Genomic DNA, 12,896 nt, shown 5'->3' with positions numbered 1-12,896 from the left:
ACGGAAGGAAACCCCCTCGATGACGATGGTCACCACCCGCTCGGACACCGCGGACGCCTCGCGCTCGCCCGCGAGCCCCGCCGACCGCGGCTCCCGCGACGCAGACACTGCCGACGTCGTGGGCTCCGGTCCCCATGACGCGCCACGTGCGGGCCTTAGGGGTGCTCGCACGTGGCGTCCCACGCCGCGCCTCCTCTGGGGCCTCACGGCGGTGCTCCTCCTCGCCGCCCTCGCCGTCACGGCGACACTCGGCCGGGCGGTCTGGCAGCAGCAACGAGCCGCCGACAACGGCGCCGCGGCCCTGGCCGCCGGACGCCAGATCGCCGTCAACTTCGTGACGATGAACGCCTCCTCGTTCGATGCCGACACCAAGCGCGTGCTCGACGAGTCGACCGGCGCGTTCCAGAAGGAGTACGCCTCCACCCTGGCCCAGCTCAAGCCGGTCGTCACCGCCAACAAGACCGTCTCGACCGTCGAGCGGGCCGAGGCCTCCCTCGTGTCGAGCGACGACGACTCGGCCAAGGTGATCGTCGGGGTCGTCGCCCCGACCTCCAACGCCTCGACCCCTGCAGCAGAGAAGAAGACGTACCGTCTCCGCCTCGACCTCGTGAAGGTCGGCGACGCCTGGAAGGTGAGCACCCTTGACTTCGTCAGCTGATCCTCGGCGTCCGGTCGGCGCAGCCGGCCCCCGCAGGCGCGTGGCCGGCACCCGGCGGCGCTCGTCCGGGACGAGTGCCCCCTTCTCGTCGACGCTCGTCCTCGACGCCGCGACGGACCAGGGTCGAGAGCCCGAAGAGTCCGAAGAGCCGAGGGCGCCCCAGGCGCCCGAGGCGCCCGAGGCACGCAAGGCACCTGAGGAGCCCACGGAGTCCAAGAAGCCCCCAAAGCCGAAGGAGCCCCAGGAGTCGCGGACGTCGAGGGGCCTCTGGGTCTCCGCGACGGGCGCCACGCTCGCCCTCGCGGTCCTGGCGGCCTCGCTCGTCTACGCCCTGCGCCCGTCCGTGGGCGACGCCGACCGGGCGGCTGCCGTCGGATCGGCCCGGACGACGCTGCAGAGCCTGCTCAGCTACAGCGGTTCATCGTTCGACAAGCACGTCAGTGAGGTCACGCCCCAGCTGACCTCGCCGTTCAAGGACCAGTTCACGAAGGTCGCGGCGACGGACATCAAGCCGATGGCCGTCAAGAACGACGCCACGGTCCAGGCCAAGGTCTACGACGCCGGGGTCATGGACGCGAGCGGTGACGGCGGCGACGGCACGACCGTCCGCGTCATGGCCTTCGTCAACCAGGCCACGACGACCAAGGCGCAGCAGGCCCCGGCCATCGACCAGAACCGGGTCATCGCGACGATGCGCAAGGTCGGCGACCGCTGGCTCGTCAGCGAGCTGTCGGCCTACTGACCCGGGGGCCGTGAGCCCCCGGGCGTGGGGGTCCGCGGGCGTCTGCGGCGGCGCAGGGCCCCCATCCCCGTGAGCCCCCGTGGGTGCATACTGCACGCTGTGAAGCTCATCCAGGCCAATGGCGTCCTCGAGTCCCTCGCCCGCGTCGACCAGCCGCAGACCCCGCCGGTGCGCGTCGCCCTCGTCCAGCACGAGTGGGTCGATGACCCTTCGGCACTGGTCGAGACCCTCCGCGACGGCATCCGCACGGCGGCCGAGGCGGGCGCCACCATCGTCTTCCTGCCCGAGCTGACCCTGTCCCGCTACCCGGCCGACACCCTTCCCGAGGGCACGCCGTCCGCGACGGCCGAGGACCTCGAGACCGGCCCGACGGTGACCTTCGCCCGTGCCGCGGCCCGTGACTTCGGTGTCCACGTCCACGCGTCGCTCTACGAACGCGCCGACCAGGCTGACGGGCTGGGTTTCAACACCGCGGTCGTGCTCGCCCCCGACGGCCGGGTCGTGGCCCGCACCCGCAAGACCCACATCCCCGTCACCGCCGGCTACTACGAGGACAAGTACTTCCGTCCGGGCCCGGCGGACGACGCATATCCCGTGGTGGCGCTCGAGGATCCCTCGCTCAAGCTGGGTCTTCCGACCTGCTGGGACGAGTGGTTCCCCGAGGTGGCCCGGCTCTACTCGCTGGGTGGCGCCGAGGTGCTCTGCTACCCGACCGCCATCGGCTCCGAGCCGGACCACCCCGACTTCGACACCCAGCCGCTCTGGCAGCAGGTCATCGTCGGCAACGGCATCGCCAACGGTCTCTTCATGGTCGTGCCCAACCGGTTCGGCACCGAGGGCCTGATCACCTTCTACGGCAGCTCCTTCATCTCCGACCCCTACGGCCGGGTCCTCGTGCAGGCCCCGCGCGACGCGGCCGCGGTGCTCGTCGCCGACCTCGACCTCGCGCAGCGCCGAGACTGGCTCGAGCTCTTCCCGTTCCTGGAGACCCGCCGACCCGACTCGTATGCCGCCCTGACCGCCCCCGTGCGTCAGGAGCACCGTCGCGAGGTGCAGCAGTGACCGACGCCGTCCCGGCGCCCGGTGAGTCCGGCGGGTCCGGGTGGGTGATGCCCTCGGAGACCGACCGGCACGACTGCACCTGGATGGCCTGGCCGAGCCAGGGCTACACGCTCGGCGACACCATGGACGAGGTGGCCGCTGCCCGGCGCACCTGGGCGTCTGTCGCGAACGCCGTCGCCCTCTTCGAGCCGGTGCGCATGGTCGTCGTCCCCGCCGACCTCGCCGTCGCCGAGGCGCACCTGAACCCGGACGTCGAGCTGGTCCCCGCGGCTCTCGACGACGCCTGGATGCGCGACATCGGCCCGACCTTCGTCCGGTCCGGGGACGGCACCCGGCTCGGGGCCGTCGACTGGGTCTTCAACGGCTGGGGCGCGCAGTCCTGGGCCACGTGGGAGCACGACGCGCGCATCGGCGCCTTCGTCGGCGGCCTCACCGGGGCCGAGGTCATCGGATCGTCCCTCGTCAACGAGGGCGGCGGCATCCACGTCGACGGGCTCGGCACCGTGCTGCTCACCGAGACCGTCCAGCTCGACCCGGGTCGCAACCCGGGGCTGACCCGCGCCGACGTCGAGGCCGAGCTCGCCCGCACCATCGGAGCGACCACGTGCGTGTGGCTTCCACGTGGCCTCACCCGCGACTACGACGAGTTCGGCACCCGTGGGCACGTGGACATCGTCGCCACGATCGCACGCCCCGGGGTCGTGCTGCTGCACGACCAGCAGGATCCCGCGCACCCGGACCACGCCGTGTCCCGTGCGCTGCGGGAGCTGCTCGAGGGCGCGCGCGACGCCAGGGGCGAGCGGTTCGAGGTCGTCGGCGTGCCGGCGCCGCGGACCCTCACCGACGCCGACGGTCCGGTCGACTGGTCCTACATCAACCACCTCGTCGTCAACGACGGCGTCATCGCCTGCACCTTCGGCGACGAGCAGGACGAGGCCTCCCTGGCGGTCCTCTCCGAGGCCTATCCCGGTCGCAGGGTCGTCGGGGTCGACGCCCGCCCGCTCTTCGACCGCGGCGGCGGCATCCACTGCATCACCCAGCAGCAGCCCGCCCTCTGAGGTCGGCCGCGGTCCCACGCGTCGCCCGAACGCCGAGTGGGCACCTTCCGGGGAAGGTGCCCACTCGACGTGTGGCTGGGTTCGGCTGTGGCTCGCCGAGCAGGGGTCAGGCCTGGGGGAGTCGCTTGTGGATGTCCTCGCTCATGCGCACGACCGAGAGGTAGAACTCGAGCGTCATGCGGATGACGGCCAGGTAGATGATGACGAAGATCGGTCCGAGGATGAGCGCGGCCAGCCCGGTCCCGACGTTCTGGGTGAACCCGACGATCACGAAGATGAGCCAGCTCGCCACGAGCGCCACCGTCGCCAGCAGGTAGACGAAGCGCACCAGGATCGGCGTGACGAAGTTGGTGAAGCTGAAGTCGAAGAGGGCGGTGAAGAAGCCGGCGCCCTCCGAGGTCGGGTCGGGGATGCTCGACATGCCGCTGGGCCCACCCGTCGGCGCCACCGGCGGTGGCGGCGGGGGAGGGGTGCTGCCGGAGCCCGGCGCCGGGGACGCCGGCGGGTTGCTCGGCAGGGGCGTGGTGGGGTCGCCGCCGGCGGGGCGGTTGAAGGACGGTTGCTCGGGCGGGTTCGGATCGGACATGGCTTCCCTCTCGGAAGGAGACGTCAACGGATCACTGGCGTGCCCATGCTAGGGCGGAGGCATCTTCGGAGCCCCGGACGAAGGCCTCCCGACGGCGTGTTCGCGCAGGTCAGCGGGGTCCCGGCCCCGACCGCCCGGCGTGTCGCGACGCGCCCGTGACGGCGTGGGTCTTGACGCCGGCCCCGCGGAGGGCCATATTCGTCGCGTTCGCATCGCGAGCTCCCGGTCCGGGGGGCGTGGCAGGTCATGTCGAGGGCGTTCGGCCGGTTGAGACCGGGTGGACCCTTGCCAGACGACCTCCGCTCCTTGACCCGGCTGGACACTCCTGCCCTTTGTGGGTAGGCTAGGCCTTTGCGCTGCCCATGCCCATCCTTCGCGACCTCGGTCAAGCCATTCACCATGCCACCCGGCATCCGGCCTGACCTCGGGACCCGCGAGCGGAGCCATGCGGCAACGCGGATCTGAAGATTCGAAAAAGGCCCGTGGAAGGACCCTCCTTGGCTGCCTCGCGTACTGCGACGAACATGTCCACCGCACAGACCCCTTCGGGACGTCTGTCCTTCGCGAAGATTCGCGAACCACTCGAGGTCCCTGACCTCCTGGCGCTTCAGACGGAGAGCTTCGACTGGCTGCTCGGCAACGAGCGCTGGCAGGCTCGCGTCGCCGCGGCCAAGGCCGAGGGACGCACCGACGTCCCCGACCGGTCCGGGCTCGAGGAGATCTTCGAGGAGATCTCCCCGATCGAGGACTTCAGCGGCTCGATGTCGCTGTCGTTCCGCGACCACCGTTTCGAGGAGACCCGCAAGACGATCGAGTCGTGCAAGGAGCGCGACCAGACGTACGACGCGCCCCTCTTCGTCACCGCCGAGTTCATGAACGCCCAGACGGGTGAGATCAAGAGCCAGACGGTGTTCATGGGCGACTTCCCGCTCATGACCGAGCGCGGCACCTTCATCATCAACGGCACCGAGCGTGTCGTCGTCTCGCAGCTCGTCCGCAGCCCGGGCGTCTACTTCGAGCGCACGCCCGACAAGACGTCCGACAAGGACATCTACACCGCCAAAATCATCCCGAGCCGCGGTGCCTGGCTGGAGTTCGAGATCGACAAGCGCGACATGGTCGGCGTCCGCGTCGACCGCAAGCGCAAGCAGTCGGTCACCGTGCTCCTCAAGGCCCTCGGCTGGACCGAGGCCCAGATCCTCGAGGAGTTCGGCGAGTTCGAGTCGATGCGCCTCACCCTGGAGAAGGACCACACCCAGGGCCAGGACGACGCGCTGCTCGACATCTACCGCAAGCTGCGTCCGGGTGAGCCGCCGACCAAGGAGGCCGCGCAGACCCTGCTCGACAACCTCTACTTCAACGGCAAGCGCTACGACCTCGCCAAGGTCGGCCGCTACAAGGTGAACAAGAAGCTCGGTCTCGACGCCTCGATCAACGACTCGACCCTGTCGATCGACGACATCGTCAAGACGATCAAGTTCATCGTCACGCTGCACGACGGCCAGGACTCGATGAAGGGCGTCAAGAACGCCGAGGAGATCGACGTCCGCGTCGAGGTCGACGACATCGACCACTTCGGCAACCGTCGCCTCCGCTCCGTCGGCGAGCTCATCCAGAACCAGGTCCGCACCGGCCTGTCCCGCATGGAGCGCGTCGTCCGCGAGCGCATGACCACGCAGGACGTCGAGGCGATCACCCCGCAGACCCTGATCAACATCCGCCCCGTGGTGGCCTCGATCAAGGAGTTCTTCGGCACGTCGCAGCTCTCGCAGTTCATGGACCAGAACAACCCGCTCGCGGGTCTGACGCACAAGCGTCGTCTGTCCGCGCTCGGCCCGGGTGGTATCTCCCGTGACCGCGCCCAGATGGAGGTCCGTGACGTCCACCCGTCGCACTACGGCCGCATGTGCCCGATCGAGACCCCGGAAGGCCCGAACATCGGCCTCATCGGCTCGCTCGCGTCCTACGGTCGCATCAACGCGTTCGGCTTCATCGAGACGCCGTACCGCAAGGTGACCGGCGGTCACGTGACCGACGACGTCGACTACCTGTCCGCCGACGAGGAGGACCGCTACGTCGTCGCCCAGGCCAACGCGCCGCTCGACAAGCAGAACAACTTCACCGAGGACCGCGTGCTCGTGCGCACCAAGGGTGGAGAGGTCGAGCTCGTCCCCGGCGACGAGGTCGACTACATGGACGTCTCGCCGCGCCAGATGGTGTCGGCCGCGACCGCGATGATCCCCTTCCTCGAGCACGACGACGCCAACCGTGCGCTCATGGGCGCCAACATGCAGCGTCAGGCCGTCCCGCTCGTCAAGAGCGAGGCGCCCATCGTCGGTACCGGCATGGAGTTCCGCGCCGCCCTCGACTCGGGCGACGTCGTCCGTGCCGAGAAGGCCGGTGTCGTCCAGGAGGTGTCGGCTGACCTCGTCACCGTCGCCAACGACGACGGCACGTACCAGACGTACCGCATCGCCAAGTTCGCGCGCTCCAACCAGGGCACGAGCTACAACCAGGTCGTCGTCGTCAACGAGGGCGACCGTCTCGAGGCCGGTGGCGTCATCGCCGACGGTCCCGCGACCGACGGTGGCGAGATGGCGCTCGGGCGCAACCTGCTCGTGGCGTTCATGTCGTGGGAGGGCCACAACTACGAGGACGCGATCATCCTCAGCCAGCGCCTGGTCCAGGACGACGTCCTCTCCTCGATCCACATCGAGGAGCACGAGGTCGACGCCCGTGACACCAAGCTCGGCCCCGAGGAGATCACCCGGGACATCCCGAACGTCTCCGAGGAGGTCCTCGCCGACCTCGACGAGCGCGGCATCATCCGCGTCGGCGCCGAGGTCCGCGACGGCGACCTGCTCGTCGGCAAGGTCACGCCCAAGGGCGAGACCGAGCTGACGCCGGAGGAGCGCCTGCTGCGCGCCATCTTCGGTGAGAAGGCGCGCGAGGTCCGTGACACGAGCCTCAAGGTGCCCCACGGCGAGACCGGCACGGTCATCGGCGTCAAGGAGTTCCGTGCCGACCTGGGCGACGACCTGCCGCCCGGCGTCAACCAGCTCGTCCGCGTCTACGTGGCCAACAAGCGCAAGATCACCGACGGTGACAAGCTTGCCGGCCGCCACGGCAACAAGGGCGTCATCTCCAAGATCCTCCCGGTCGAGGACATGCCCTTCCTCGAGGACGGCACGCCGGTCGACGTCGTGCTCAACCCGCACGGTGTCCCCCGACGGATGAACCTCGGCCAGATCCTCGAGCTGCACCTCGGCTGGGCCGCCTCGCGCGGCTGGAAGATCGAGGGCAGCCCGGAGTGGGCCAAGGAGATCGCGCCCGACGCGCACGAGGCCCCTGCGGGCACGCGTGTGGCGACGCCGGTCTTCGACGGCGCCTCCGAGGACGTCGTCACGGGTCTGCTCGACTCGACGCTCAAGACGCGCGACGGGGTCCGCCTCATCGACGCCTCGGGCAAGACGCGCCTCTTCGACGGCCGCTCCGGCGAGCCGTTCCCGGAGCCCGTCGCGGTCGGCTACATGTACATCCTCAAGCTCCACCACCTCGTCGACGACAAGATCCACGCTCGCTCCACGGGTCCGTACTCGATGATCACCCAGCAGCCGCTCGGCGGTAAGGCCCAGTTCGGTGGCCAGCGCTTCGGTGAGATGGAGGTCTGGGCCCTCGAGGCGTACGGCGCCGCCTACACGCTCCAGGAGCTGCTGACGATCAAGTCGGACGACGTTCCCGGCCGCGTGAAGGTCTACGAGGCCATCGTCAAGGGCGAGAACATCCCCGACTCGGGCATCCCGGAGTCGTTCAAGGTCCTCCTCAAGGAGATGCAGTCGCTGTGTCTCAACGTCGAGGTCCTGAGCAGCGACGGCACGACGATCGAGATGAAGGAGTCCGACGAAGAGGTCTTCCGCGCAGCGGAGGAGCTCGGCATCGACCTGAGCCGGCGCGAGCCGTCCAGCGTCGAAGAGGTCTGAGAAGGCCACCTAACGACAGGCGGTGCGTATGCCGCTGGGCCCGCTCAGCGGCATACGCACCCTCGTCAACGAACACCACTCAGACCAAAGACTCAACAAGCGTTACGAGAGAAGGAACCACGTGCTCGACGTCAACTTCTTCGACGAGCTGCGCATCGGCCTCGCCACCGCGGAATCCATCCGCCAGTGGAGTCACGGCGAGGTCAAGAAGCCGGAGACCATCAACTACCGCACGCTCAAGCCCGAGAAGGAGGGCCTGTTCTGCGAGCGCATCTTCGGCCCCACCCGGGACTGGGAGTGCAACTGCGGCAAGTACAAGCGCGTCCGCTTCAAGGGCATCATCTGTGAGCGCTGTGGCGTCGAGGTCACGCGCGCCAAGGTGCGCCGTGAGCGGATGGGCCACATCGAGCTCGCCGCCCCCGTCACCCACATCTGGTACTTCAAGGGTGTCCCGAGCCGCCTCGGCTACCTGCTCGACCTCGCCCCGAAGGACCTCGAGAAGGTCATCTACTTCGCGGCCTACATGATCACGTCCGTCGACGACGACCAGCGCCACGCTGACCTGCCGTCGCTCGAGGCGCAGATCCAGGTCGAGAAGAAGGAGATCGAGAACCGCCGCGACGCGGACGTCGAGTCCCGTGCGCAGCTGCTCGAGCGCAACGTCGCCGAGCTCGAGGCCGAGGGTGCCAAGGCCGACGCGAAGCGCAAGGTCCGCGACCAGGCCGAGCGCGAGATGAACAACATCCGCAAGCGTGCCGACCAGCTGGTCGAGCGCCTCGAGCAGGTCTGGGACCGCTTCAAGAACCTCAAGGTCCAGGACCTCGAGGGCGACGAGATCCTCTACCGCGAGATGCGTGACCGCTTCGGTCTGTACTTCGAGGGCGGCATGGGCGCCGCGGCGATCCAGAAGCGCCTCGAGTCCTTCGACCTCGACGCCGAGGCAGACCTCCTCCAGGAGATCATCGCCACCGGCAAGGGTCAGAAGAAGACCCGCGCCATCAAGCGCCTCAAGGTCGTCAACGCCTTCCAGATGACGACGAACCACCCGTCGGGCATGGTCCTCGACGCGATCCCGGTCATCCCGCCGGACCTGCGCCCGATGGTGCAGCTCGACGGTGGCCGCTTCGCGACCTCGGACCTCAACGACCTCTACCGTCGCGTCATCAACCGCAACAACCGCCTGAAGCGCCTCCTCGACCTCGGTGCCCCCGAGATCATCGTCAACAACGAGAAGCGCATGCTTCAGGAGGCCGTCGACAGCCTCTTCGACAACGGCCGTCGTGGTCGCCCGGTCACGGGTCCCGGCAACCGTCCGCTCAAGTCGCTGTCCGACATGCTCAAGGGCAAGCAGGGTCGTTTCCGCCAGAACCTGCTCGGCAAGCGCGTCGACTACTCCGGCCGTTCGGTCATCGTCGTCGGCCCGCAGCTGAAGCTGCACCAGTGCGGTCTGCCCAAGCAGATGGCGCTCGAGCTGTTCAAGCCGTTCGTGATGAAGCGTCTGGTCGACCTCGACCACGCGCAGAACATCAAGTCGGCCAAGCGCATGGTCGAGCGCGCCCGCCCGGTCGTGTGGGACGTCCTCGAAGAGGTCATCACGGAGCACCCGGTGCTGCTCAACCGCGCACCCACGCTGCACCGTCTCGGCATCCAGGCGTTCGAGCCGCAGCTCGTCGAGGGCAAGGCCATCCAGATCCACCCGCTCGTCTGCTCGGCGTTCAACGCCGACTTCGACGGTGACCAGATGGCCGTCCACGTGCCGCTGTCGGCGGAGGCGCAGGCCGAGGCCCGCATCCTCATGCTGTCGAGCAACAACATCCTGAAGCCGGCCGACGGTCGTCCCGTCACGATGCCGACGCAGGACATGATCACCGGCATCTACCACCTGACCGACGCGGTCGACGGTGGCGGTATCGGTGCGGGTCGCGCGTTCTCGTCGCCCTCGGAGGCCCGCATGGCCTTCGACCGTGGTGAGATCCTGCTCGGCTCGGCGATCAAGCTGCGCCTCAAGGACGCGGTGCCCCCGGCCGGCTTCGAGCTGCCCGAGGGTGTCGAGGCCGGCGAGGACGGCATCGTCAAGAGCATCACGCTCGAGACGACGCTCGGCCGCGCGATCTTCAACGACACGCTGCCGCTCGACTACCCGTTCGAGAACCGCCCGGTCGACCGCAAGCGCCTTTCGGCGATCGTCAACGACCTCGCGGAGCGCTACTCCAAGGTCCAGGTCGCCGCGTCCCTCGACGCCCTGAAGGAGGCCGGTTTCCACTGGTCCACCCGCTCGGGCTGCACCGTCGCGATCTCCGACGTCACGACGCCGGACAACAAGACGGCGATCCTCGAGGGCTACGAGACCAAGGCCGCCAAGGTCCAGACGCAGTACGAGCGCGGTCTCATCACCGACGACGAGCGTCGTCAGGAGCTCGTCGAGATCTGGACCCAGGCGTCCAACCAGGTCGCCAAGGAGATGGAGACCAACTTCCCGCGCACGAACCCCATCTACCGGATGGTGTCCTCGGGTGCTGGTGGTAACTGGTTCCAGATCCGTCAGATCGCCGGCATGCGTGGCCTCATGGCCAACCCGAAGGGCGAGATCATCCCGCGCCCGATCAAGGCGAACTTCCGTGAGGGCCTCACGGTGCTCGAGTTCTTCATCTCGACGCACGGTGCCCGTAAGGGTCTGGCCGACACGGCGCTTCGTACCGCTGACTCGGGCTACCTGACGCGTCGTCTCGTCGACGTGTCGCAGGACGTCATCATCCGTGAGGACGACTGTGGCACCGACCGCGGCCTCAAGCTGCCGATCGCCCAGGTCAACGAGACCACGGGCACGCGTGCGCCGAGCGAGGTCGTCGAGGCCTCGGTCTACGCCCGCACGCTGGCCGAGGACGTCGTCGTCGACGGCGAGACCCTTGCCGTCGCCGGCATCGACCTCGGTGACGTCGTCATCGACGCGCTCTACGCGGCCGGTGTCGACGAGGTGCGGATCCGTTCGGTCCTCACCTGCGACAGCAAGGTCGGCACCTGTGCCGCCTGCTACGGTCGTTCGCTCGCGACGGGCAAGCTCGTCGACATCGGCGAGGCCGTCGGCATCATCGCGGCCCAGTCGATCGGTGAGCCCGGCACGCAGCTGACGATGCGTACCTTCCACACCGGTGGTGCGGCCGCGGCCGACGACATCACCCAGGGTCTGCCGCGTGTCGTCGAGCTCTTCGAGGCGCGCACCCCCAAGGGTGTCGCCCCCATCGCCGAGGCCACCGGCCGCGTCGAGATCGAGGACACCGACAAGGCGCGCCGGATCCTGCTCACGCCGGACGACGGCTCGGAGCAGCACGCCTACCCGGTGAGCAAGCGCTCGCGCCTCGTCGTCGCCGACGGCGACCACGTCGAGGTCGGCACCAAGCTGGTCCAGGGCGCGATCGACCCCAAGCAGGTCCTTCGCATCCTCGGCCCGCGCGCGGCCCAGAAGCACCTCGTCGACGAGGTGCAGCGGGTCTACCGCCAGCAGGGTGTGTCGATCCACGACAAGCACATCGAGGTCATCGTGCGCCAGATGCTGCGGCGCGTGACGATCATCGAGGCCGGCGACGCCGACCTGCTGCCCGGCGAGCTCGCCGAGCGTGGTCGCTTCGAGGACGAGAACCGTCGCGTCATGGCCGAGGGTGGCCGTCCGGCTGCCGGTCGTCCCGAGCTCATGGGGATCACCAAGGCCTCGCTGGCAACCGAGTCGTGGCTGTCGGCCGCGTCCTTCCAGGAGACGACCCGCGTGCTCACGCAGGCCGCCATGGAGGCCAAGTCCGACCCGCTGCTCGGCCTCAAGGAGAACGTCATCCTCGGAAAGCTCATCCCTGCCGGCACGGGCCTGCCCCGCTACCGGAACGTCAAGGTGGAGCCGACCGAGGAGGCCAAGGCCGCGATGTACTCGCTGCCGAGCTACGACGCCTACGACTACGCAGGCTTCGGTTCGGGCACCGGCGAGGCCATCCGCCTCGACGACGAGGCTCTCGGTCTCGACCAGTTCTGACCGGTTCGCCGGCCGTCGCGTGAGTGGCGGCCGGTGACCACCGGGCAGGGCCATATGCCGCTGGGCCGGCTTCCCTTCGGGGGAGCCGGCCCAGCGGCGTGCCGGGACCTCTGCACGCCTCGATAGGGTGGTGACATGACCGAGCCCACGGCCGCCGTGCCGAACGCGCCAGAGCCCGACGAGCTCGCCGCCACCGCCCCCACCGCTCCTGCCGCCCCCGTCGAGGGGGCCGCGGCCGACGGAGGGGAGCCGGCCGACGGCGGCCCCACGCCGGCGATCATCGTGCTCACCGAGGAGGCGCTCAAGCCGGTCGACGTCGACAAGATCATCGGCCTCCACGAGGACGAGGCGCCCACCTACCGCGTGCTCGTGCCGGCCGACACCGACCGCAACCTGCTCAGCTCGTTCCTCAACCACCTCAGCCTCTTCGAGATGCGTGAGGCCCTCGAGTCGTTGCGCCCCGTGGACCGGGGCGAGGCGCACGCCGACGCCGACACCGCGCTGTCGACGACCCTCGCCGAGTTCGAGGGCCACGCCGTCGTCGCCACCGGCGAGATCACGGCGGACGACCCCATGCCGACCCTCCTCGAGGAGGTTGCCCGGCTCGGGGCCCAGGAGGTCATCGTCGTGACGGAGCCGCACGCCGTCGAGGACACCTTCCACACCGACTGGGCGTCCCGAGCGCGCGAGGCCCTCGGCGTGCCCGTGCTGCACATGTACGCGGGGGACTGGCGTCTCGGGTGACCGAGCTCCCCGCGTCGCGTCGCACCGCGCCACGGAGGGTCACGGCGT

At 69.1% G+C, this 12,896-nt stretch carries 8 protein-coding genes; 7 read left to right on the top strand and 1 reads right to left on the bottom strand.

Annotated features, from left to right (window positions below):
- Positions 1-19 precede the first annotated feature (19 nt).
- The 4 genes from ABD831_RS00325 (at position 20) to ABD831_RS00310 (ending at position 3,520) form a co-directional block, all read left to right on the top strand.
- Entirely contained in the window at positions 20-658 is a 639-nt protein-coding gene (locus ABD831_RS00325; protein WP_344939901.1) for a hypothetical protein, read from the top strand.
- Entirely contained in the window at positions 642-1,400 is a 759-nt protein-coding gene (locus ABD831_RS00320; RefSeq protein WP_344939898.1) for a hypothetical protein, read from the top strand. Before ABD831_RS00325 ends, ABD831_RS00320 begins: the two co-directional genes overlap by 17 nt.
- Before the next feature lie 99 nt (positions 1,401-1,499).
- Positions 1,500-2,462, top strand: a complete 963-nt coding sequence (locus ABD831_RS00315; protein ID WP_344939895.1) for a nitrilase-related carbon-nitrogen hydrolase — start codon at positions 1,500-1,502, stop codon at positions 2,460-2,462.
- A gap of 47 nt (positions 2,463-2,509) precedes the next feature.
- Positions 2,510-3,520, top strand: coding sequence for an agmatine deiminase family protein (locus ABD831_RS00310; protein WP_344942964.1), 1,011 nt, complete (start codon positions 2,510-2,512; stop codon positions 3,518-3,520).
- A gap of 106 nt (positions 3,521-3,626) precedes the next feature.
- Here the strand turns inward: ABD831_RS00310 and ABD831_RS00305 are convergent, their stop codons facing one another.
- Positions 3,627-4,106 (bottom strand): DUF4282 domain-containing protein, encoded by a 480-nt coding sequence (locus ABD831_RS00305; protein WP_142176960.1) that lies wholly within the window; start codon positions 4,104-4,106, stop codon positions 3,627-3,629.
- 497 nt (positions 4,107-4,603) lie between these two features.
- Between ABD831_RS00305 and rpoB the strand changes: the two genes are divergently transcribed.
- The 3 genes from rpoB to ABD831_RS00290 all read left to right on the top strand — a co-directional run bounded on the left by rpoB (position 4,604) and on the right by ABD831_RS00290 (position 12,848).
- Positions 4,604-8,086: a DNA-directed RNA polymerase subunit beta gene (rpoB, locus tag ABD831_RS00300; RefSeq protein WP_142176961.1), complete on the top strand. Its 3,483-nt coding sequence runs from the start codon at positions 4,604-4,606 to the stop codon at positions 8,084-8,086.
- Between the two features lie 121 nt (positions 8,087-8,207).
- Complete coding sequence (locus tag ABD831_RS00295) at positions 8,208-12,104, top strand: DNA-directed RNA polymerase subunit beta' (RefSeq protein WP_142178428.1); 3,897 nt, start codon at positions 8,208-8,210, stop codon at positions 12,102-12,104.
- Positions 12,105-12,239: 135 nt separating this feature from the next.
- On the top strand, positions 12,240-12,848 hold the full coding sequence (locus ABD831_RS00290; RefSeq protein ID WP_344939888.1) for a hypothetical protein: 609 nt from the start codon (positions 12,240-12,242) through the stop codon (positions 12,846-12,848).
- Positions 12,849-12,896 lie beyond the last annotated feature (48 nt).

Origin of the sequence: Terrabacter ginsenosidimutans (assembly GCF_039539425.1) — a bacterium.
Taxonomy (GTDB): Bacteria; Actinomycetota; Actinomycetes; order Actinomycetales; family Dermatophilaceae; genus Terrabacter; species Terrabacter ginsenosidimutans.
The sequence above is the reverse complement of the archived record's forward strand: the minus strand, read 5'-3'. Positions and strand labels throughout refer to the sequence as shown.

Coding starts and splice junctions, on each gene's coding strand:
- ABD831_RS00310 (WP_344942964.1), top strand. CDS start 2,510: ATGCCCTCGGAGACCGACCGGCACGACTGCACCTGGATGGCCTGGCCG.
- ABD831_RS00305 (WP_142176960.1), bottom strand. CDS start 4,106: ATGTCCGATCCGAACCCGCCCGAGCAACCGTCCTTCAACCGCCCCGCC.
- ABD831_RS00325 (WP_344939901.1), top strand. CDS start 20: ATGACGATGGTCACCACCCGCTCGGACACCGCGGACGCCTCGCGCTCG.
- ABD831_RS00290 (WP_344939888.1), top strand. CDS start 12,240: ATGACCGAGCCCACGGCCGCCGTGCCGAACGCGCCAGAGCCCGACGAG.